General features: G+C 60.6%; 16 protein-coding genes and 1 pseudogene. 5 read left to right on the forward strand and 12 right to left on the reverse strand.

The features are described from left to right. Positions 1–70: 70 nt before the first annotated feature. Entirely contained in the window at positions 71–280 is a 210-nt protein-coding gene (locus tag M0746_RS20145; RefSeq protein ID WP_208938554.1) for a cold shock domain-containing protein, read from the reverse strand. A 238-nt stretch (positions 281–518) separates the two neighbouring features. Between M0746_RS20145 and plsB the strand changes: the two genes are divergently transcribed. The 3 genes from plsB to M0746_RS20160 all read left to right on the forward strand — a co-directional run bounded on the left by plsB (position 519) and on the right by M0746_RS20160 (position 4,255). Beyond that, a complete protein-coding gene (gene plsB, locus M0746_RS20150) occupies positions 519–3,020 on the forward strand; it encodes a glycerol-3-phosphate 1-O-acyltransferase PlsB (RefSeq protein ID WP_258450373.1) in 2,502 nt (833 codons plus the stop codon). Positions 3,021–3,139: 119 nt separating this feature from the next. Then, a complete protein-coding gene (locus M0746_RS20155) occupies positions 3,140–3,538 on the forward strand; it encodes a YbaY family lipoprotein (RefSeq protein WP_258450374.1) in 399 nt (132 codons plus the stop codon). Positions 3,539–3,565: 27 nt separating this feature from the next. Further along, positions 3,566–4,255: a DUF4197 domain-containing protein gene (locus tag M0746_RS20160; protein ID WP_208938556.1), complete on the forward strand. Its 690-nt coding sequence runs from the start codon at positions 3,566–3,568 to the stop codon at positions 4,253–4,255. Here the strand turns inward: M0746_RS20160 and M0746_RS20165 are convergent. The 3 genes and pseudogenes from M0746_RS20165 to M0746_RS20175 form a co-directional block, all read right to left on the reverse strand. After that, a pseudogene (locus M0746_RS20165) lies at positions 4,252–5,642 on the reverse strand (Fic family protein). The gene M0746_RS20160 and the pseudogene M0746_RS20165 overlap by 4 nt on opposite strands. An 822-nt stretch (positions 5,643–6,464) precedes the next feature. After that, entirely contained in the window at positions 6,465–9,533 is a 3,069-nt protein-coding gene (locus tag M0746_RS20170; protein WP_258450375.1) for an efflux RND transporter permease subunit, read from the reverse strand. Positions 9,534–9,539: 6 nt separating this feature from the next. Next, positions 9,540–10,640 carry an efflux RND transporter periplasmic adaptor subunit gene (locus M0746_RS20175; RefSeq protein ID WP_208938559.1) on the reverse strand — a complete coding sequence of 367 codons (1,101 nt, stop codon included), beginning with the start codon at positions 10,638–10,640 and terminating at the stop codon, positions 9,540–9,542. A gap of 94 nt (positions 10,641–10,734) precedes the next feature. Between M0746_RS20175 and M0746_RS20180 the strand changes: the two genes are divergently transcribed. Beyond that, positions 10,735–11,370 carry a TetR/AcrR family transcriptional regulator gene (locus M0746_RS20180; protein ID WP_258450376.1) on the forward strand — a complete coding sequence of 212 codons (636 nt, stop codon included), beginning with the start codon at positions 10,735–10,737 and terminating at the stop codon, positions 11,368–11,370. A 132-nt stretch (positions 11,371–11,502) separates the two neighbouring features. On the opposite strand, the gene M0746_RS20185 is transcribed toward M0746_RS20180, so the two are convergent. Then, complete coding sequence (locus M0746_RS20185) at positions 11,503–12,285, reverse strand: class I SAM-dependent methyltransferase (RefSeq protein ID WP_274705835.1); 783 nt, start codon at positions 12,283–12,285, stop codon at positions 11,503–11,505. Positions 12,286–12,377: 92 nt separating this feature from the next. On the opposite strand from M0746_RS20185, the gene M0746_RS20190 reads away from it, so the two are divergent. After that, complete coding sequence (locus M0746_RS20190) at positions 12,378–12,998, forward strand: energy transducer TonB (RefSeq protein WP_208938561.1); 621 nt, start codon at positions 12,378–12,380, stop codon at positions 12,996–12,998. Between the two features lie 3 nt (positions 12,999–13,001). Here the strand turns inward: M0746_RS20190 and M0746_RS20195 are convergent, their stop codons facing one another. From M0746_RS20195 to ppc, 7 genes are all read right to left on the reverse strand, one after another. After that, positions 13,002–13,694 carry an extensin-like domain-containing protein gene (locus M0746_RS20195; protein WP_258450377.1) on the reverse strand — a complete coding sequence of 231 codons (693 nt, stop codon included), beginning with the start codon at positions 13,692–13,694 and terminating at the stop codon, positions 13,002–13,004. 2 nt (positions 13,695–13,696) lie between these two features. After that, the gene (locus M0746_RS20200) at positions 13,697–14,533 is read right to left on the reverse strand and encodes an isocitrate lyase/PEP mutase family protein (RefSeq protein ID WP_258450378.1); all 837 of its coding nucleotides are present in this window, start codon (positions 14,531–14,533) and stop codon (positions 13,697–13,699) included. Positions 14,534–14,565: 32 nt separating this feature from the next. Further along, positions 14,566–15,426 (reverse strand): DUF72 domain-containing protein, encoded by an 861-nt coding sequence (locus M0746_RS20205; RefSeq protein ID WP_258450379.1) that lies wholly within the window; start codon positions 15,424–15,426, stop codon positions 14,566–14,568. Beyond that, positions 15,426–15,737, reverse strand: coding sequence for a hypothetical protein (locus M0746_RS20210; protein ID WP_090281974.1), 312 nt, complete (start codon positions 15,735–15,737; stop codon positions 15,426–15,428). Before M0746_RS20210 ends, M0746_RS20205 begins: the two co-directional genes overlap by 1 nt. Positions 15,738–15,990: 253 nt before the next feature. Then, a complete protein-coding gene (gene tsaB / locus M0746_RS20215) occupies positions 15,991–16,665 on the reverse strand; it encodes a tRNA (adenosine(37)-N6)-threonylcarbamoyltransferase complex dimerization subunit type 1 TsaB (protein ID WP_258450380.1) in 675 nt (224 codons plus the stop codon). 96 nt (positions 16,666–16,761) lie between these two features. Next, positions 16,762–17,412 carry an adenylate kinase gene (adk, locus tag M0746_RS20220; RefSeq protein WP_039762420.1) on the reverse strand — a complete coding sequence of 217 codons (651 nt, stop codon included), beginning with the start codon at positions 17,410–17,412 and terminating at the stop codon, positions 16,762–16,764. A gap of 302 nt (positions 17,413–17,714) precedes the next feature. After that, on the reverse strand, positions 17,715–20,345 hold the full coding sequence (ppc, locus tag M0746_RS20225) for a phosphoenolpyruvate carboxylase (protein WP_258450381.1): 2,631 nt from the start codon (positions 20,343–20,345) through the stop codon (positions 17,715–17,717). Positions 20,346–20,412 lie beyond the last annotated feature (67 nt).

The following is a 20,412-nucleotide window of genomic DNA, read 5'->3' on the forward strand; positions in this document are numbered from 1 at the left end:
ACGCTCTGCGTCCCAAAGCGGACGCGGAGCGTCCGTTGAGGCATTCCCACGCAGAGCGTGGGAACGATCTTTAGAGACCGACTACGTCCTCAGCCTGCAAGCCCTTCTCGCCGCTGATCACGGCATACTCAACCTGCTGGCCTTCAGTCAGCGAGCGGTGCCCTTCGCCGCGAATCGCGCGGTAGTGCACGAACACGTCCGCCCCGTCTTCGCGCTGAATGAAGCCATAACCCTTGGCGTCGTTGAACCACTTCACATTGCCGGTTTCGCGTGTTGCCATCTGTTCATACTCCTTTTTTATTATTGAACGGGCTTTTCGCAGGAAAGCCTCAGAGGAACGTCAGCCTGCGTCCGACGTCCATCAAAGGGCACCGGCAACAGAGCGCCGAGTATATGACAGGTGGAAAAAGTCTCAACAGGAGATTAATTCGGCGCTTTTTTGCCGATTTTCACCCAATACGGCAAACTGTCGCCCACTTGAGCAACCGCTCGGTTTTATCCACTCACGCAGAAGCCGTATGACCCGTTCCCCGTTCCGCCGTCTTGTGTTTGGCACCCTGCGCCGACTGTTGTACCTCTGGGTTCGCTCCGAGACGATCAATCAGTCGTCGTTCACCCTCAACCTCGACCGCAGTCGTCCGGTGTTCTACGTCCTGCAAAACCCTTCGCTGACCGATCTGGCCGTGGTCGACACCGAGTGCACCAAGGCCGGCCTGCCGCGGCCGGTGCTGGCCGTGTCGGTGGGTGCGCTGATCGAACCGGCGGCGTTTTTCTATCTGACCCCGGACCCGGACTGGCTCGGCCGCCAGGACAAACGCGGCGCGCCGCCGACCTTGACCCGACTGGTCAGCGCACTCTCGCAAAACGCCGCTGAAGATGCGCAGATCATTCCGGTCAGCGTGTTCTGGGGCCAATCGCCGGACAGCGAAAACAGCCCGTGGAAACTGTTGTTCGCTGACAGCTGGGCGGTCACCGGCCGTTTGCGGCGCTTGCTGAGCATCATTGTCCTGGGCCGCAAGACCCGCGTGCAATTCTCCGCGCCAATCCATTTGCGCGAACTGATCGATCACAACAAGGGCCACGAACGCACCGTGCGCATGGCCCAGCGAATCCTGCGTGTGCACTTCCGCAACCTGAAGGCGGCGGTGATCGGCCCGGACATTTCCCACCGGCGCAATCTGGTCAAAGGCTTGCTCAATCAGCCGCTGGTCAAACAAGCGATCCTCGACGAAGCCGAGCGCGAAAACATCTCCCCGGAAAAAGCCAAGGCCCAGGCCCTGCGCTACGGCAACGAGATCGCCTCGGACTACACCTACACCGCGATCCGCTTCCTCGAAGTGGTGCTGAGCTGGTTCTGGAACAAGATCTACGACGGCATCAAGGTCAACCACATCGAAGGCGTGCAAGAGGTCGCTCAGGGTCACGAAGTGATCTACGTGCCGTGCCACCGCAGCCACATCGACTACTTGCTGCTGTCGTATCTGCTGTTCCGTAACGGCCTGACCCCGCCGCACATCGCCGCCGGGATCAACCTCAACATGCCGGTGATCGGCAGCCTGCTGCGCCGTGGCGGCGCGTTTTTCATGCGCCGAACGTTCAAGGGCAATCCGCTGTACACCTCGGTGTTCAACGAATACCTGCACACACTGTTTACCAAAGGTTTCCCGGTCGAATACTTCGTCGAGGGCGGTCGCTCGCGCACCGGGCGCATGCTGCAGCCGAAAACCGGCATGCTCGCGATCACCCTGCGCAGCTTCCTGCGTTCGTCGCGCATGCCGATCGTGTTTGTGCCGGTGTATATCGGCTATGAGCGTGTGCTCGAAGGTCGCACTTACCTGGGCGAGTTGCGCGGGGCAAGCAAGAAGAAAGAATCGATTTTCGATATTTTCAAAGTGATCGGCGCGCTCAAGCAGCGCTTCGGCCAGGTCGCGGTGAATTTCGGTGAGCCAATCAAACTCGCCGAATTCCTCGAAGCGGAGCAACCGGACTGGCGCCAGCAGGAACTCGGTCCGCAGTTCAAACCGGCGTGGCTTAACGAAACCACTAACCGCCTCGGCGAAAAAGTCGCCCGGCATCTCAATGAAGCCGCAGCGATCAACCCGGTGAATCTGGTGGCGCTGGCATTGCTCTCGACCACGCGTCTTGCGCTGGACGATCGCGCCATGGCGCGGGTTCTGGACCTGTATCTGGCGCTGCTGCGCAAAGTCCCGTACTCGCCGCACACCACCCTGCCCGAAGGCGATGGCCGCGCGTTGATCGAGCATGTGAAGGACATGGACCTGCTCGCCGAGCAGAACGATGCACTGGGCAAGATCCTCTATCTGGACGAACAGAACGCCGTTCTGATGACCTACTACCGCAACAACGTGTTGCACATCTTCGCCCTGCCGTCGCTGCTGGCGAGCTTCTTCCAGAGCACCTCGCGCATGAGCCGCGAGCAGATCCTGCGCTACACCCATGCGCTGTATCCGTACCTGCAATCAGAACTGTTCATCCGCTGGACGCTGGATGAGCTGGACGATGTAGTTGATCAATGGCTGGAAGCGTTCGTCGAGCAAGGCCTGCTGCGTTTCGAGAAGGACCTGTACCTGCGCCCGGCACCGAGTTCGCGACATTTCGTGCTGCTGACGCTGCTGTCGAAAAGCATCGCGCAGACCCTGCAGCGTTTCTACATGACCGTATCGCTGCTGCTCAACAGCGGCCAGAACAGTATCAGCGCCGAAGAACTGGAAGACCTGTGCACAGTCATGGCCCAGCGCCTGTCGATCCTTCACGGGCTGAACGCCCCAGAGTTCTTCGACAAGAGCCTGTTCCGCCACTTCATCCAGACGATGCTGGACCTCGACGTGCTGCGTCGCGACGAAGCCGGCAAGCTCAGCTATCACGAACTGCTCGGCGAACTCGCTGAAGGCGCGGCGAAACGCGTGCTGCCGGCGGAGATTCGTTTGTCGATCCGTCAGGTGGCGCTGCATCGCAGTGAAGATGCGGCGGACCAAGTCCTACCTCAACCAGAGGCCTGATGCAAATCCGCCTGTGGGAGCGAGCCTGTTCGCGAAGGCGAAGTGTCAGTCGACATTTACTCTGACTGAACCACCGCTTTCGCGAGCAGGCTCGCTCCCACATTGAAAGGAGATAAACCTTGAAAAAATTGCTAACACTTGCCACCGCCACCCTGCTCAGCGCCTGCCAATCCACCACCCCGGCAGGCAAAGCCAGCCTCGACGGCGAAGTCTTCTACCTGCAACGCATCGCCCTGCCACCGAGCGCAACCTTAAGCGTCAGCCTGCAAGACGTGTCGCTGGCCGACGCACCCGCCGTTGTCCTCGACCAACACAAAGGCCCGGTCAAAGGCCAGGTGCCGCTGCCGTTCCACTTGAGCTACGATCCGGCGCAGGTCAAACCCGGCCATCGCTATTCGGTCAGCGCGCGCATCGAGGTCAATGGTGAGCTGATGTTCATCACCACCGAAAACCACGCCGTGCAACTCGACGGCAGCGACCCGCAGCCGCTGAAAATCCGCGTCGACGCCGTCCGCTAATTCACGCTCCACCACAAGGAAGCCGCCATGCGCCGCCCTACCCTTCGCTTCGCCGCCATCTGCACCGGTTTGCTGATCTCCGCCAACGCCTTGGCCCTGTCGCTCAGCGACCTGTCGCAACAAGACGCCGCCGGCGGCCTCAAGGATGCCTTGACCCAAGGCGCACAAATCGCCGTCAAACAACTGGGCACGCCCGGTGGCTTCAGCAACAACCCTGAAGTGAAGATCGAGTTGCCGGGCAAACTCGGCAAAGCCGCGAGCAAGATGAAGGCATTCGGCATGGGCGCCCAGGTCGAAGAACTGGAAACCGCGATGAACAAAGCCGCGGAATCCGCCGTGACCCAGGCCCAACCGATTCTGGTCGACGCGGTCAAAAAAATGAGCGTGGCCGACGCCAAAGGTATCCTCAGCGGTGGCAACGACTCGGCCACCCAATACCTGGATAAATCCAGCCGCGAACAGATCCGCGCCAAATTCCTGCCGATCGTCAAACAAGCCACCGACAAGGTTGGCGTCGCGCAGAAGTACAACTCGTTCGCCGGCCAGGCCGCCGCATTCGGCGTGGTCGATGCGAAGAGCGCCAACGTCGAAAACTACGTCACCGAACAGGCGCTCAATGGTTTGTTCGAGATGATTGGCAAACAGGAAGAAACGTTGCGCCAGAATCCTGCAGCGGCGGCGACGAGTCTGGCGAAGAAGGTGTTTGGGACACTTTAAGCGGTCATGGCACGGGGGCGAAGCAACTCGCCTCCATGCTTACATTTTTGTAGAGGGCTTCGTAAAAAATACACCCATTCCCGCCCTATCTTCCTTCGCTCGAAAAGCTGCAATTCAATCAGTCCCTTTAATACCGACGCAGCCTCGGCATACGAACAGACGAAGTTTCCCGCCACATTGTTGGCAGTGAACTCTTTTGCAGCTCCGCTTTTTGCCACTTGATACACCGCACGCTGTTTCTCTGTCAGTCGATCGACAAAGCCTGAACTGATGAGCCAGCGCTCGAAGTCGTCGGTATAGGCAACAGTTCTGCGGTAAACGTCTGTGAATCCAAGTACCGCACGCTGAATGACTGAGCACTGAAATTCGATGAAATAGGTCAGGTCCAGCTCATCCGCCTCGGTGTGTAAGTAAGATCGTCCATATTTCACCGGCGCGTTGCGCAATAGCAAACTGATCGCGATATAGCGAAAAGCTGCGAACTCGTTTTTGAACATCAACCAATAAAACAACGCTCTGGCGACCCGCCCGTTTCCATCGCGAAAGGGATGTTCATAGCCCAATGCAAAGTGCAGTGTGATTGCCTTGATCAGGGGATGCAGGTAATTCTTCTCGAGCGTTGAGCCGTGGGACAGGTTGACCCAATCCGACAGTTTCTCCAGCCGCGCAACCAAACCCGCAGCAGGCGGCGGCCGATGCACGGTGTTACCCGCGCCGTCCTGCACGACGACTTCATCATTGGTCCGGAACACTCCGGGGAATACTGTTTGTCATCGATCCCCTCGACACCGACCCGGTGGATCGCGGTGATCAACGCTACGCTCAAGGGTTGGTATCGTTGTTCCCAGGCAAAATTCATCATTCGGTAATTACCCAGCACCATCCGCTCGTCGGGAGTGCGCGGCTGGCGCTGCTGCTTGAGCATGTCCTTGGCCACCCGTGTGGTGGTGGCCGCCCCTTCCAGCTGGCTACTGGCGATGGCTTCATCTTCGATCAGATCATTGAGTAGATAAGAAAAGTGCATCCGCTCACCGATCTGACTGGTCATGTAGTCCAGCGCAGCCGTAGTGGTATGACGATCCACTACAGACAGGGTTTTCTGCGCCAGCGGCGTCTGCACATATTTGCCCCACTGCAACGGCTCGCCCAACGGCAACAGATTGATGTATTGCGCCGCCCGCGCCTTCTTCACCAACGCCCAACAAAGATTCGCGTCCAACCCCACGGCCCAGCGATAGCGCAGCGCCTCGAATGGCAGGTAACGACCCTGATCATCAAATGGTTTGAGCAACGCAAGATAATCTGCCAAGCGTTCCTTGTGGGGAGAACGAGCCAAGAGATCGAAAACAGGGTCGGTTCTGCCGCTTGATTTCGGTGGCTTCTTCATGAGGACAGACTCAAGGATTGCGGAAAACAGGAGCTGGAGTACAACACTCGACGCGCAGCGGCTCAAGATCGGAGGTTTCTGAAAAGGTGTAGGACGATGGGAGCATCGTCAGAGCAGTAGTCTCGGCTGCCCGGCCGCCTTCGCTTGCAGGCAAGCTCCCACAAAAACCGCGCCCACCACCAGGCCGAGTGCCAGCTCGCCTGCTTTTGATCTCGCTGTTGATCTTGATCGCCGGAGCCATTGAAGGCTGAGGCTTGGAGTCAGTCTGAAAATCAAAAGCCCCTCACCCTAACCCTCTCCCGGAGGGAGAGGGGACTGACCGAGTTGTTTGGAGTAAGCGCACCAACATGCGATATCGAGTCGAATGCAAATTTTGAATCCAACCAAAATCGGCCCCCTCTCCCTCGGGAGAGGGCTGGGGTGAGGGGCAGCCACACCACAAAACCAAAGCCAACCGCCACGCTTCTAACCACTCCTTACAATGAGCGAAGCTCGAGTGCTTTTGATCTTGCCTAACCAGCGACATCGGAAGGCTGAGCGCAGGGATTGATCCGGGCGTGGGAGCGCAGCGACCGTCTGGCGCAGCCAGACACAGCGGACGTAGGTGCAGCGAAGCAAACCGTAGCCGCTGCGCCCGGATCGATCCCGGAGCGAAGGAACCCGAGCCTGCGAGGGCCGAACGCAGGAGCAAAGCCTTTGGTTACTTTGGGGCGTTTGCCAAAGTGACCCGCTGTAAGCGCGGAACCGCCGGAAGCAACCCCCAAAGCAACGGATATTCACCCAAAACAACCAGAGCCTGGTCGGCCCGAAGGCCGCCAAGGCTCAAACCTCCCGACGAACCCTGAACCAGGCCGCATACAACGCCGGCAAAAACAGCAGCGTCAACGCCGTAGCCACAATCAACCCGCCCATGATCGCCACCGCCATCGGCCCGAAGAACACGCTGCGCGACAACGGAATCATCGCCAGCACCGCCGCCAGCGCCGTCAACACAATCGGCCGGAACCGTCGCACGGTCGCCTCGATAATCGCCTGCCACGGCTTGAGCCCGGAGGCGATATCCTGCTCGATCTGATCCACCAGAATCACCGAGTTGCGCATGATCATCCCCGACAACGCAATCGTCCCCAGCATCGCCACAAAGCCGAACGGCTGGCGGAACACCATCAGGAACAACGTCACCCCGATCAACCCCAGCGGCGCGGTGAGAAACACCATCGCCGTGCGCGAAAAACTGCGCAACTGCACCATCAACAGCGTCAGCACCACCACGATGAACATCGGCACCCCGGCATTCACCGAAGCCTGCCCGCGCTGGGAATCCTCCACCGTGCCGCCGACGTCCAGCAGATAACCATCCGGCAATTCGGCGCGAATCGAATCCAGCGTCGGCATGATCTGCTTGACCAGCGTCGCCGGCTGCTCCTTGCCGTAGATATCCGCTCGCACGGTCACGTTCGGCAGGCGATTGCGATGCCAGATGATCCCTTCCTCGAAGCCATATTCCAAGGTGGCAATCTGCGACAAGGCGACACTGCGGCCGTTGTCCGTCGGCACCGCCAGACTTGGCAGCAGCGACAATTCTGTACGCTCATGCACCGTGCCGCGCAGGAGGATTTCGATCAATTCGTTATCTTCGCGGTACTGACTGACGCTCGACCCGGTCAACGAACTCTGCAGGAATTTCGCCAGATTCGCCGTGCTCACGCCAAGCGCCCGTGCGCGCTCCTGATCGATGTTCAGGTAAACGACTTTGCTCGGCTCTTCCCAATCCAGGTGCACATTGACCACATGCGGGTTTTCGCGAACCTTGGCCGCGACCTTGCGGGCCAGGGCGCGGACTTCTTCAATGTGCTCGCCGGTCACACGGAACTGCACCGGATAGCCAACCGGCGGACCGTTCTCCAGACGCGTGACACGCGAGCGCAGCGTCGGAAATTGCTCGTTGAGGGTGTCGATCAACCATGTGCGCAGCGTCTCGCGCTCCTCGATGGTTTTCGCCAACACCACAAACTGCGCGAAGCTCGCTGCCGGCAGTTGCTGATCGAGCGGCAGATAGAAGCGCGGCGAACCGGTGCCGACATACGCCACATAATTGTCGATACCGGCGTGTTCCTTGAGCAGCGCTTCGAGACGTTTGACCTCACTGGTGGTATTAGCCAACGACACGCCTTCGGCCAGTTTCAGATCGACCATCAGCTCCAGTCGATTGGAGGCCGGGAAGAACTGTTGCGGGACAAAGCGGAACAGCATCACCGAGGCGATGAACAGCCCGACGGTCAGCACGATCACGGTTTTGCGGTGCGCCACGCACCACTCCACCAAGCGCCGGACCCGCTGATAGAACGGCGTGCCGTACGGGTCCGGCTGACCGTCGCCGGTGCCATGCTTGGCTGCGTGAATTTTCGCCAGATCCGGCAGGAGTTTTTCCCCCAGATACGGCACGAACATCACCGCCGCGACCCATGAGGCGAGCAAGGCAATGGTCACCACCTGGAAAATCGAGCGGGTGTATTCGCCGGTGCCGGACTGCGCCGTGGCAATCGGCAGAAACCCGGCGGCGGTGATCAAGGTGCCGGTGAGCATCGGGAACGCGGTGCTGGTCCAGGCGTAACTCGCCGCGCGGATGCGATCGAAGCCCTGCTCCATTTTGATCGCCATCATTTCCACGGCGATGATCGCATCGTCGACCAGCAACCCCAACGCCAGCACCAGCGCACCGAGGGAAATCTTGTGCAGACCGATGCCCAGGTAATACATGCAGGCGAAGGTCATCGCCAACACCAGCGGAATGGTCAGCGCGACGACCATGCCGGTGCGTACACCGAGGGAGAAAAAACTCACCAGCAACACGATCGCCAGCGCTTCGACCAGTACCTGGACAAACTCGCCGACGCCGGTTTTAACCGCTGCCGGTTGATCGGATACCTTGCGCAGTTGCATGCCAGCCGGGAGGTTTTTCTGCAGTCGCGAGAATTCGACTTCCAGCGCTTTACCAAGCACCAGAATGTCGCCGCCGTCCTTCATCGCCACCGCCAGACCGATCGCGTCGTCGCCCATGAAACGCATGCGCGGCGCCGGTGGATCACTGAAACCGCGTCGCACATCAGCGATATCGGCGATGCGGAACGTACGATCGGCGACGCGGATCGGAAAGTTCTTTATCTCATCGACTGTCTGAAAATTTCCCGAGACCCGTAGCTGCAAACGCTCGCTTCCGGTTTCGAAGAACCCCGCCGTGGAGACCGCGTTCTGCTCCTCCAGCGCTTGCTGCACCGCAGCCAGCGGCAGGCCGAGGGTTGCCAGTTTGACGTTGGACAGCTCGACCCAGATCTTCTCGTCCTGCAAGCCGAGCAGTTCGACCTTGCCGACGTCCTTGACCCGTTGCAGCTGGATCTGGATGCGATCGGCGTAATCCTTGAGCACGGCGTAATCGAAACCGTCACCGGTCAGCGCATAGATATTGCCGAAGGTAGTACCGAACTCGTCGTTGAAAAACGGCCCTTGAATGCCCGGCGGCAAGGTCTGGCGGATATCGCCGACTTTCTTGCGCAACTGATACCAGAGATCGGGAATGTCCTTGGAATGCATCGAATCGCGGGCGATGAAGGTGACTTGCGATTCGCCGGGCCGGGAGAACGACATGATGCGTTCGTACTCGCCGGTTTCCATCAGCTTCTTTTCGATGCGTTCGGTGACCTGGCGCGAGACTTCCTGCGCCGTCGCGCCGGGCCAGCGGGTCTGAATGACCATGGCCTTGAAGGTGAACGGCGGATCTTCGCTCTGGCCCAGCTTGGTGTAGGACAACGCGCCCACAACGGCGAGCAAAAGCATCAGGAACAGTACGATCTGGCGATTACGCAGCGCCCATTCGGAGAGGTTGAAGCGCATCGGGGCTTACTCCTTGTTCGCCAGATTGACCACGCGGTTGGAGCGATCCACCGGCCGCACCTGCTGGCCTTCGAGCAGCACATGCACTCCGGCGGCCACCACCCAGTCGCTGGCGCTCAAGCCTTCGAGCACCGGCACGGTTTTTTCACCGAACGGGCCCACGCGCACCGGAGTTTTCTTCAAGGTGTTGTTGGCGTTGACGACCCAGACGTAGGTCGCGCCGTTTTCGGCGGTGAGGGCCGACAGCGGCACCGACAAGGACACGCTGTCGGCAGATTGCACGAATACCCGCGCGCTCTGGCCCAGTTCCGCCGGAACTTTGCCGCTGGTAAAGGAAATCCGTGCGGCGAAGGTGCGCGAGCGCGGATCGGCCGCTGGCGATAATTCGCGAATCTGCCCGGCAAAGCGCTGGTTTTGCTGGGTCCACAATTCGACGGTGACCGGCTGGCCGACCTTGAAGCGGCCGAAGCTTTGCTCCGGCAGGCTGATCAACACTTCCCGCTCGCCATCGGTAGCGAGGGTGAACACGGTTTGCCCGGCAGCGACCACCTGACCGACTTCCACCGAACGCTTGGCCACCACACCATCCTGCGGCGCGCGCAGTACCGCGTAACTGGCCTGGTTGGTCGAAACGTTGAATTCAGCTTTGATTTGTTTAAGGCGGGCTTCGCCGGAGCGATATAGATTTTCGGCGTTGTCGTAGGCCGATCGGCTGACCATCTGCCGCTCCATCAAGGTTTTATAGCGATCGCGCTCGGCGCGCACCAGATTCAGATTGGCCTCGGCGGCCGCAACCTGAGCACGGGTGGCTTCCAGTTGCAGGCGTACATCCTGCGGATCGAGTTCGGCCAAGGGCTGATCAGCCTTCACTCGCTGACCTTCATCGACCAGTCGTCGGCTGACTTTGCCGCCGATACGAAACGCCAGGTCGGGCTCGTAACGTGCGCGAACTTCACCCGGATAGCTTTCCATCGCCTGCGCCGAAGGCTCTGGCTGCACCACCATGGCCGGTCGCACGGAAACTTGCGTCACCTCTTCCTGACCGCACGCCGACAACAGAAACGCCAGACTCGCTGGCAGTGCAAAGGACAACGCATGGCGGAACATGGTGACGGACCTTTCGCTAATGGTGCTTGGAATATTTATACTGGCCGGTATGGTATTAATAGCAAACTCACCAGTCCAGTATTAAAAGCGAAGAATGTCTAACAATCTTGCAGCTCCAAACGGCCCGGGTCGCCCCAAGGATCTGGCTAAACGCCAAGCCATCCTCGACGCGGCGAAAACCCTCTTCCTCACCCATGGTTACGCCAACACCAGCATGGACGCGGTGTCCAGCGAGGCCGGCGTGTCAAAGCTGACGGTCTACAGCCATTTCAACGACAAAGAGACGTTGTTCTCCGCCGCAGTGGTAGCCAAATGCGAAGAACAATTGCCGCCGTTGTTCTTCGAATTGCCGGAAGGCATCTCCGTGGAAAATGTGTTGCTGAACATTGCCCGGGGTTTTCATCAACTGATCAACAGTGAGGAATCGGTGAATCTGCACCGGCTGATCATGGCGCTGGGCAGTCAGGACCCGAATCTTTCGCTGATCTTTTTCCAGGCCGGCCCCGAGCGCATGGTGCAGGGCATGGAGCGACTGTTGACGCGTATCCACGAGACCGGCGCGCTGAACATCGATCTGCCGCGCAATGCCGCCGAGCATTTCTTTTGCCTGATCAAGGGTGCAGGGAATTTCCGGCTGTTGTATGGCTGTGGCGAGCCGTTGAGCGAAGAGGCTTCAGAACGCCATATTCAGGAAGTAGTGGCTTTGTTTATGCGCGCTTATCGACCCTGATTTCTGCGGTGTCGGCACTGCCGCCATCGCTGGCAAGCCAGCTCCCACAAGGATTTGGGTGTGATCTCAAACTGTGTACACACCACCAAACCCTGTGGGAGCTGGCTTGCCAGCGATTGGCGCGACTCGGTTTTAAGGTTTTAGCGCTTTTTTCGGGTAAATGTCATACCGGCTCGATTTGCCATCCAGCGCATGGCTCGGTTTCGGTCCTTCAATGCACGGCGCCTTGCGCGGGCGCTTGACCACGACCCGGTGCGTGGCCAACGCCAGCGCGGCTTCGAGCAATGCGGGTGCATCCGGGTCATCGCCGACCAGGGGTCGGAACAGGCGCATTTCCTTTTTCACCAACGCGGTCTTCTCACGATGCGGAAACATCGGGTCGAGATAGATCACCTGCGGAGGCTCGCCTTGCCAATTGCGCATGACCTCGATGGAGTTGCCCTTGAGCAGCTTCATCCGCGCCACGATCGGCGCTACGTCGAAATCCTCCGCCGCCCGCGCCAAGCCGTCTTCCAGCAGCGCGCCAATTAAAGGCTGGCGTTCGATCAGGCTCATTTCACAGCCGAGGCTCGCCAGCACGAACGCATCCTTGCCCAGCCCCGCCGTGGCATCCAGCACGCGCGGGCGCACGCCTTGGGCGATGCCGACCGCTTTGGCGATCATCTGCCCACTGCCGCCACCGTACAAACGCCGATGCGCCGCGCCGCCCTCGACGAAGTCGACCCGCACCGGCCCCGGTGCGTCCGGGCCGAGCTGTTGCAGCTGCAAACCCTGCTCGCCGACCTGCAAAGCGAACTCGCCGTCCGCCTCGGCCAGCGGCAGGCCGAGACGTTCAGCCCATTGCTCGGCTTGCGCTTGAAACGCCGCGGCAAGGGCCTGGACATGGATGCGGCAGGCCGCGGGTGACTCGATCATGAAAAAACGCTCAAAAAAGTTAAGGATCGACAAAAACCGCCGATAAACCATTCAACGCGCATTTTGCCAGAGCTGAGCGTCAACCGAAAAAAATGTCAGGCATTCTTCCCACATCGATAGGCTACATTTCGCCCCATGGCGATTTCAGCCGTCATAACACTCAAACACTGAGCGGCGTCAGTCACCTGTGGCAGGATTTCTTTGCCCAGGCGCTGGCCGAACAGTCGAGTGAAGTGGTGCCAGCCTGCGGCACGTTCCCACCGGTTGACCTGAACAGCCCGCAAGAGCCAACCATCGGCAGCGAACTGCACGCGCACATCGTCAGCCAGCGCGAGTGCGATGTGGTCGAAACCCAAGTGCGTCCGCCGGAGCCGCTGTTCCTGCCAATCGCCGAGTTCGAAATGGAACTGCTCGACAAGCCGTTCCCACCGTTCCCGCCGGAAGAACTCAAAGCCCAGCAAGAGCAGCAAGATTTCGACAGCAGCTGGGTCCGCCCGATCGTGATCAACAACGGTCAGCCAATGCCAGAACCAGGCCCTGCACCACAGAAAAAGCCGCTGTACTTGCCGATTGCCGAGTTCGACCTTGATCTGCTGCAAAAGCCTTATCCGCCGTTCCCACCGGAAGAAATTGTCGAGCAGCAAAAAGCGCTCGACTTCGATAACGGCTGGGCACGCCCGATCGTTCTGCAGAACCTGCGCCTCGCCGCGTAAACCTCAGCGACACACGCTCCAGCGCCCGACATCGACGTGAAAGTGATTGCGGTGGGCGGCGTTGTAATCCGGACTCAACACCACACTGAACGCCTCGCAGGCGCCGTCACGCACCTGACGCAAGAACCGTGCGTCCTGATTGTCCTTGGGCCAGTCCTTGAGCACGCTGATGCTGCGCCCGTCAGCCAAGCGAAAACCGGCGATATCCAGCGCATCGGCGCTGGCGTGACGGCTTAGCGCCCCACTCTCGCGGTTATAGACATTGCGGCAGGCGAAGCTGCCGAGGTGATCGAGGCGCGCGACCTTCTGGCCGTAAACGGCTTGCGCGGCCGGTTGCAGGGAATGATGTTCGAACATCGCGTAAGCCACCGCCAACGGGCAACTGGCGAGGAAACTGCTGCTCAGCGCGGTCTCACCACCCTGTACGCGCAAGGCGCCCATCAACGGGCACTTGGCGCCGGGACTGTCGGATTGCGGTGAAACGCGCAGATCCGAACTGCTCAGGGCCTGGGCACAAAGTGCCGGATCACTGCGCAGACGCATCAGCTTGTAACCGGTCAGCCAATTGGGCGGGGCTTTGATGTCCAGCGGCGCCCACGGATTCCACTGCGCCGGCACGTCAAGCCAGCCGCGCCAGACACTGAGGGCCGTCCCACCCAGCGCCAGCAGGATCAACCAGAAAATCCAGCGCCCCATGCTCAGCCTTTGAACAATTGATTGGCCTTGGCGAACGGCATCGATTGCGACGTGAAGCCAAAGGTGCCCGACTGCTGGATTTCCTCAGCGGCGCGGAAAAACTCGCCAAACGCCGCCAGCGCCAAGGCCGAACCGGTGCTGACCCGCCGCACGCCCATGTCCTGCAATTGCTGCACGGTCAGTTTCAAGCCGCCAGACATCAGCACATTCACCGGTTTCGGCGCCACCGCCCGGACCACCGCCAGCACTTCTTCGGCAGTGCGCAAACCCGGCGCATACAACACGTCAGCGCCCGCTTCGGCGAATGCCTGCAGGCGGCGGATGGTGTCGTTGATATCGGGATTGCCGTGCAGGTAGTTTTCCGCGCGGGCGGTCAGAACGAAGGGAAACGCTAGCGTGCGCACCGCTGCGACTGCGGCCTCGATGCGCGCCACGGCGTGTTCGAAACAGTAGATCGGCGCGTCCGCGCGGCCAGTGGCATCTTCGATCGAACCACCCACCGCGCCGGCTTCAGCAGCGCGCAGCAGGCTCTTGGCGCATTCGGTCGGGTCATCGGCAAAACCGTTTTCGAGGTCCACCGCCACCGGTAAGTCCGTTGCCGCGACGATGGCGCGAACATTGGCCAGGGTCTCGTCCAGGCTCAACGCGCCATCGGCCTTGCCTTGCGAAAACGCATAACCGGCACTGGTGGTTGCCAGGGCGTGATAGCCGAGGCTGGCGAGCATCTTTGCCGAGCCGGCGTCCCACGGATTGGGAATCACAAAGATCCCCGGTTGTTCGTGCAGGGCTTTGAAGGCAATGGCTTTACGGGCTTGTTCGTTGCGGGCTGAAGCGTCCATCGGCAGGCTCCGGGCGGGAAAATACAGACGCCTCAGAGCAGGCCAAGTTGCTCGGCGGCGGGTTCTCTGTATAGCTCAGGCAGCGCTGGCAAGCCAGGCAAACGCTGCATCAATTGCGTGTGAAAACGTTGCGCCAGCTTCGCCGCGAGCAGATTATCGGCGGTGTGCAGGAAGATATACGGCGTGCGCCCTTCTTCAATCCATTCGGCGATCTTGCTCACCCACGGCAGCAGAAACGGATCGTTGGCTTCAAGCTCGGGATGACCGATGAAGCGCACCTGCGGGAACTGGGTAAACGCCGCCGGACGCGTCGGCACTCGCGGCTTTTTCGATTGTGCGTGGATCACCGACGACTCGGTCGACAGACAGCTGAACAGCGCACGCGGATCAAGGCAGATGCGCTCGACACCACGATCGAGCAGCAGACGGTTGAGCAAGCGCTCACTCTCACCCTTGGCGAAAAACTGCTCGTTGCGCACTTCCACCGCCAACGGGCAATCCAGTGCATCGATGAACGCTGCCAGTTCCGGCAGCCGCTGCGGGGTGAAGCTTTTCGACAGTTGCAGCCACAACGGCGACACCCGTTGACCGAGCGGCTTGAGTAACTGCAGGAAGGTTTCGGCGGCGGTCAATTGATCGCGCAAGTCACCGCTGTGGCTGATGTCGCCGGGGAACTTGGCGGTGAAGCGAAAGTGTTCGGGCATGATCTCGGCCCAACGCTGCACGGTGGCGGGCGATGGGCTGGCGTAGAAGGTGGTATTGCCTTCGACCGCATTGAACACTTGGGAATAGAGACCGAGAAAGTCGGAGGTTTTTGCGTCTACCGGATACAGATACTCGCGCCAGGCATTTTCGCTCCAGGACGGGCATCCAAGGTAGTAAGGCAGATCCATCAGATATACAGATCGAGACCCAGCACGTCGGCATCCCAATCGACAAAACCGGCGGTGCTCAGGTAGCTGGCCAAGGCCATCGCTACGCTTTTGCTCATCGCGCGGTGGTAGATCATGTCTTGCTGACGGGCAGGCAGATTGCTCAGGCGTTGCGCAGTGGCTTTGGCAGCAGCACGGGCCGCCAGTTGCTCTTCAGTCGGAAACTCCAGCTCGCCGTCGATATCGTCGAGGGATTCGTCCACCGTCACAGGGCCTTTGCGAGGCTTGCGCTTGATGGGATAGGACTGAGAGGAAACGCCGTCTATACGCATAATTTCATGCTCGGTATCAATGATGGCAATTTAGCGGCACCTGACCGACTTAGCAAACTGCCGAGTGATAACTAGAACACATAAAGCGCAAAAGGTTTTAAACGAGGGGAAAAAACTGACGATTGGCGATATTTCGATGTGACTTATTTCCCTGTGGAAGCGAGTTGCTCGCAAAGGCGCCGGGTCAGACAAATTTCCTTATCTGAACCACCGCTTCGCGAGCAGGCTCGCTCCCACAGGGGAAAGCGGTGACTTAGCGGGCTTTTGGGGTGGCGACTTTGTCACGCAGGTAGACCGGTTGCGCGTCGTCCGCCGGGATCGACTCGCCGCGCGCCCAGGCAAACCGCGCCAGGGTCAGCAGGTCTTCGGCGTGGGGCAGCATGCCCGCATCGGCGCCGGTCAGGTTGACCGCAATGCGCTCGCCGTAGCCCCAACCGGTGCCCGCACCGAACCAGTCGCCACTGGCGTCAGCCGGCAGCGCTGCGACTTCCGGTGGCAGCACCGCTTCGGCGCCGACCAGACGCATCTCCCCCGCCGTTTCGCGGTAGCAGCCCCAATAGACTTCGTCCATGCGCGCATCAATGGCCGCCGCGACCTGACTCACGCCATGCTCGCGCAACGCACGTTGGGCCAGCACCGCCAGATTGGACACCGGCAACACCGGACGATCCAACGCAAACGCCAGCCCCTGCACCACGCCGATGGCAATCCGCACACCGGTGAATGCACCCGGCCCGCGCCCGAACGCAATGGCGTCGACTGCTTGCAGCGTGGTCCCGGCATCAGCCAGCAGTTGCTGGATCATTGGCAGCAATTTTTGCGCGTGCAGGCGCGGGATCACCTCGTAATGGCTCGTCACCTTGCCGTCGTGCAGCAAGGCAACGGAGCAAGCTTCAGTCGCGGTGTCCAGGGCCAGCAAGGTACTCATCGATGTTTCCAGAACAGGGGTGGGGAAAAAAGGTGCGTCAGTATAAACAACTACGGCCCGCAAGCGGGCCGTGGATGATGCAGCTATTCAGACTTTTCAGCTCAGCGCCGCGAGGACCTTGGCGGTGATCGCATCGACCGAACCGACGCCAGGAATGTGGCTGTACTTCGGCTTGCCACCATTCTTCGCGGAGAGGTTCTGATAGAACTCCACCAGCGGCTTGGTCTGCGAGTGGTAGACCGACAGACGATGACGCACGGTTTCTTCGGTGTCGTCCTTGCGCTGCACCAGTTCTTCGCCGGTGATGTCGTCTTTGCCAGCCAGTTTCGGCGGGTTGTAGACGATGTGGTAAACGCGGCCGCTGGCTTCGTGAACACGGCGGCCGGCGATGCGCTGAACGATCTCTTCGTCTTCAACGGCGATTTCCACTACGGCGTCCAGCTCGACACCGGCAGTCACCAGTGCTTCAGCCTGCGGAATGGTGCGCGGGAAGCCGTCGAACAGGAAACCGTTGGCGCAGTCAGGCTGGGCGATGCGGTCCTTGACCAGGGCGATGATCAGGTCATCCGACACCAGGCCGCCGGCATCCATGATGCTCTTGGCTTGAACGCCCAGTGGTGTACCGGCCTTGACCGCTGCGCGCAGCATGTCGCCGGTGGAAATTTGTGGAATGCCGAATTTCTCGGTGATGAACTTAGCCTGAGTACCTTTACCGGCCCCGGGAGCTCCCAGCAGAATGACGCGCATTAGATGTGCTCCTCAATTTTTTTATAAAAAGCTTTTACAAAACAAAGGATTCGCCGCTTGGGACGAATCCTGAAAAATACGGGTCGTGGCCGCACAAACGGCCAAAGGCTGATCAAGATACACAGCAGGCTGCGCCCACACAAGACGCCAAAAGTCGGAGAAACCGACGCCCGCCGCGACCTTGCGACGCGGTAACCCAAGTCGCAACCCCAACATGAACTGTCGCCTGGCGGCACTTTCCCCGCTCACGCACAGCGGCATGCGGCAGCGATTACTCGATGCCGCATGCCCCGTTGCAAACGTTAGCCGGTATTTCGCAAACCGGCGGCAATCCCCGCCACAGACACCAGCAGCGCCTGTTCCACCGGACTGCCCTGCTCGACTTCCTGCTGCCGCGAGCGTGCCAGCAATTCGGCCTGCAATAGATGCAGCGGGTCGAGATAGGTGTTGCGCAGACGGATGAATTCCAGGGTGTCAGGGCTGTGCGCGAGCAGCTGCGACTGGCCGGTCAGGCCGAGCACCACGGCGCACGCCTGCGACAATAGGTCGCGTAACTGCGCGCCCAGCGGCAGCAGTTCCGGCTCGACCAGACGCTCATCGTAAGACAGCGCGATATCGGCATCAGCCTTGGCCAGCACCATTTCCAGCATGTCGATGCGCGTGCGGAAGAACGGCCACTGCTCGCGCATCTGCCCGAGCAACGCGCCTTCGCCGCGCTCCAGCGCCTTGCTCAGCGCCGACTCCCAGCCCAGCCACGCCGGCAGCATCAGCCGGGTTTGCGTCCAGCCGAAGATCCACGGGATCGCGCGCAGGCTCTCGATGCCGCCGGCACGGCGCTTGGCCGGACGACTGCCGAGCGGCAGGCGCCCCAGTTCCTGCTCCGGCGTGGACTGGCGGAAGTATTCGACGAATTGCGGATTCTCGCGCACCACCTGGCGGTAAGCGCTGACGCCGTCCGCCGCCAGTTCGTCCATCAGGTGTCGCCATTCGGGCGTTGGCGGCGGCGGTGGCAGCAATGTCGCTTCGAGCACCGCCGCCAGATACAGATTGAGGTTCTGCTCGGCGATGTCCGGCAGGCCAAATTTGAAACGAATCATTTCGCCCTGCTCGGTGGTGCGGAACCGCCCCGCCACCGAACCCGGTGGCTGCGACAGAATCGCCGCGTGCGCCGGGCCGCCGCCACGGCCGACGGTGCCGCCGCGACCATGGAACAACAGCAGTTCGACTTGCTGCTCGCGACAGATTTCCACCAGCCGTTCCTGCGCGCGATATTGCGCCCAGGCCGCCGCGGTGGTGCCGGCGTCCTTGGCCGAGTCGGAGTAACCGATCATCACTTCCTGCGGGCCTTGCAGACGCGCGCGATAACCCGGCAGCAGCAACAGCCGTTCCATCACCGGCCCGGCGTTGTCGAGGTCGGCGAGGGTTTCGAACAGCGGCACCACGCGCGTTGGCCGTAGCACGCCGGATTCCTTGAGCAGCAGTTGCACGGCGAGCACATCGGAAGCCGCGCCGGCCATGGATATCACGTAAGAGCCGAGCGAAGCCGCCGGGGCAGCGGCGATTTCCTTGCAGGTGTTGAGCACTTCGGCGGTGTCGGCCGACGGTTTGAAATGCGCTGGCAACAACGGACGGCGGTTGCTCAGTTCCTGGGTAAGGAATTTGATCCGCTGTTCTTCGTCCCAGTCCTCATAACGCCCAAGGCCGAGGTAATCGGTGATTTCGGTCATCGCCGAGCTGTGCCGCGCGGAATCCTGACGCACATCCAGACGCACCAGGAACAGCCCGAATGTCACCGCGCGACGCAGGCAATCGAGCAGCGGTCCGTCGGCGATCACGCCCATGCCGCATTCGTGCAGCGAGTTAAAACACAGCTCCAGCGGCCCGAGCAGGTCGCGGTTGTTGTGCAGCACTTCGGCAGGCGCAGGTGTCGGCGCGGTGAGCGCGGCGTGAGCCCAATTACGTGTCGCCCGCAGGCGCTCGCGCAATTGCTTGAGCACCGCGCGGTACGGTTCGGCGCTGTCGCCGGCCTGGGCCCTGAGCGTGTCACTGGCTTGTTGCATCGACAGTTCGGCGGCGAGGTGATCGACGTCGCGCAGGTACAGGTCGGCGGCCATCCAGCGCGCCAGCAATAACACTTCGCGCGTTACGGCTGCAGTGACGTTGGGGTTGCCGTCACGGTCGCCGCCCATCCACGAGGCGAAGCGAATCGGCGCGGCCTCCAGCGGCAGGCGCAAGCCCGTGGCCTCATGCAGCGCCTTGTCGGCCTTGCGCATATGGTTGGGAATCGCCTGCCACAGCGAATGCTCGATCACCGCAAAGCCCCATTTCGCTTCGTCAACCGGCGTCGGCCGTGTGCGGCGGATTTCTTCGGTGTGCCAGGCTTCAGCGATCAATCGTTGCAGGGTGGTGTGGATCTGTTCGCGCTCGGCGCTGGTCAGGTCGCGATGGTCCTGCGCGGCAAGTTGCGCGGCAATCGCGTCGTACTTCTGAATCAAGGTGCGGCGGGCGACTTCGGTCGGGTGCGCGGTCAGCACCAGTTCGATTTCCAACCGCGCCAGTTGCCGGGCCAGGGATTCGGCGCTGTGGCCTTCGCTGCGCAAACGCGCCAGCAGTTCAGGCAATACACGGGATTCGAACGGCGCCGGCTGCGACTCTTCGCGCCGATGAATCAACTGATATTGCTCGGCGATGTTCGCCAAGTTGAGAAACTGGTTGAACGCGCGCGCCACCGGGAGCAATTCATCTTCGCTCAACTGATTGAGGCTGGCGCTCAGTTCGGCGTCCATCGAACCGCGCCGGTCAGCCTTGGCGCCCTTGCGGATCTGCTCGATCTTGGCGAGGAACGGCTCGCCGTACTGATCTCGAATGGTGTTGCCCAACAGCTCTCCGAGCAGGTGAACATCTTCGCGCAAGCGTGCATCAATATCGGTCATCAGCAGTTCTCCAACGGTAATCGGGACGGCGCAGAAACGAATGCTTTGCTCGAGAGAGTGCCGCTCT

Source organism: Pseudomonas sp. S11P7 (genome assembly GCF_023195435.1).
Lineage (GTDB): Bacteria > Pseudomonadota > Gammaproteobacteria > Pseudomonadales > Pseudomonadaceae > Aquipseudomonas > Aquipseudomonas fluorescens_G.

Coding starts and splice junctions, on each gene's coding strand:
- M0746_RS20145 (WP_208938554.1), bottom strand. CDS start 280: ATGGCAACACGCGAAACCGGCAATGTGAAGTGGTTCAACGACGCCAAG.
- plsB (WP_258450373.1), top strand. CDS start 519: ATGACCCGTTCCCCGTTCCGCCGTCTTGTGTTTGGCACCCTGCGCCGA.
- M0746_RS20160 (WP_208938556.1), top strand. CDS start 3,566: ATGCGCCGCCCTACCCTTCGCTTCGCCGCCATCTGCACCGGTTTGCTG.
- M0746_RS20170 (WP_258450375.1), bottom strand. CDS start 9,533: ATGCGCTTCAACCTCTCCGAATGGGCGCTGCGTAATCGCCAGATCGTA.
- M0746_RS20175 (WP_208938559.1), bottom strand. CDS start 10,640: ATGTTCCGCCATGCGTTGTCCTTTGCACTGCCAGCGAGTCTGGCGTTT.
- M0746_RS20180 (WP_258450376.1), top strand. CDS start 10,735: ATGTCTAACAATCTTGCAGCTCCAAACGGCCCGGGTCGCCCCAAGGAT.
- M0746_RS20185 (WP_274705835.1), bottom strand. CDS start 12,285: ATGATCGAGTCACCCGCGGCCTGCCGCATCCATGTCCAGGCCCTTGCC.
- M0746_RS20190 (WP_208938561.1), top strand. CDS start 12,378: ATGTCAGGCATTCTTCCCACATCGATAGGCTACATTTCGCCCCATGGC.
- M0746_RS20195 (WP_258450377.1), bottom strand. CDS start 13,694: ATGGGGCGCTGGATTTTCTGGTTGATCCTGCTGGCGCTGGGTGGGACG.
- M0746_RS20200 (WP_258450378.1), bottom strand. CDS start 14,533: ATGGACGCTTCAGCCCGCAACGAACAAGCCCGTAAAGCCATTGCCTTC.
- M0746_RS20205 (WP_258450379.1), bottom strand. CDS start 15,426: ATGGATCTGCCTTACTACCTTGGATGCCCGTCCTGGAGCGAAAATGCC.
- M0746_RS20210 (WP_090281974.1), bottom strand. CDS start 15,737: ATGCGTATAGACGGCGTTTCCTCTCAGTCCTATCCCATCAAGCGCAAG.
- tsaB (WP_258450380.1), bottom strand. CDS start 16,665: ATGAGTACCTTGCTGGCCCTGGACACCGCGACTGAAGCTTGCTCCGTT.
- adk (WP_039762420.1), bottom strand. CDS start 17,412: ATGCGCGTCATTCTGCTGGGAGCTCCCGGGGCCGGTAAAGGTACTCAG.
- ppc (WP_258450381.1), bottom strand. CDS start 20,345: ATGACCGATATTGATGCACGCTTGCGCGAAGATGTTCACCTGCTCGGA.